The following is a 1053-nucleotide window of genomic DNA, read 5'->3' on the forward strand; positions in this document are numbered from 1 at the left end:
GAAAAGATATTGAAGATGAGTCCTGCAACCATCACTCCACATGCAGTCCCTACAAAGGCGACTAATGTCTTCTTTGTTGGTCCATCAATAATCAGCAAAGTAAATGCCGATATAATTACTGCACTTATAATCGCAATTAGAATTGGTGAATACCCATGGAAGACTAATGGTAAGGTAAAAAATAGTACGGTAATAAATGTAAAGGCTAAACCAACAGCTGCTTTTAGTCCTTTCATTCCACCTACTGCAATCATCAATACCACAAATAGTCCAATCATTAAGTAGATACCATTTGTTCGTTGATAATTATAGATACTTACACTATTTCCTGCTTGTGTTTCATCTACTGCCACGATGACTTTACTACCTTCTTCAACTAAGATGTTATGTGTTTTGGTAACATAGTTAGTAATACTGAATTCTTTACCTTCTAGTTTTCCGCTTGTCACTTTCACTTTCACATCCTGTGTTCCACGATATCCTGAACTCGTTTGTTCATCCGCTTCTAAGTATTGATCATACACTTTAGTAATCGTAGCTTTCTCATATTGTAGATTATCTGCATGTATTAGTGAATAGGATTCTAGTTTCTCTGTATTTAACCAATATAAAAACACAAAGAAACAACATGCACACACAAGTAACACGATTGTACTGATTCTCTTTTTATCCATCGTTATCTTTTTCATCATGTAATTAAGAGAGATAGCTTATCCACTATCTCTCACCTTTCTATTCTATTATTTTGTAATAGAGTCTTAAACAAACTTAGTTTTTTCTTTTTAGTTTGTAAGCTCCTAATACCATACCACTAGCTAGTAACATCAAGGCAAATACCATTGGTGTTGTACTATCCCCTGTATCAGGTGATGTTGCTGGTTTTGATACTGTGTTGTCTTTTGGTGTATCAACTGCTGGCTTTTCGTCTACTGGTTTTTCTACCACTGGTGTATCAGCTGTTTTCTTAATTGTATAACTATCTACTGTTTCTAATGTATCTGTACGGTATGCTTCCATTGTAAATGTATCATCTGTAAATGACAAGTGCATAAA

2 protein-coding genes are annotated in these 1053 nt (G+C 34.6%); both read right to left on the reverse strand.

All coding sequences use genetic code 11. The features are described from left to right. Positions 1 to 674: YibE/F family protein (locus EDD63_RS11505; protein ID WP_208318336.1), on the reverse strand; the 674-nt coding region annotated here is incomplete at its 3' end. A 94-nt stretch (positions 675 to 768) separates the two neighbouring features. Next, on the reverse strand, positions 769 to 1053 hold a 285-nt coding region (locus EDD63_RS11510), incomplete at its 5' end, for an LPXTG cell wall anchor domain-containing protein (RefSeq protein ID WP_134171458.1).

Origin of the sequence: Breznakia blatticola (assembly GCF_004365815.1) — a bacterium.
Taxonomy (GTDB): Bacteria; Bacillota_I; Bacilli_A; order Erysipelotrichales; family Erysipelotrichaceae; genus Breznakia; species Breznakia blatticola.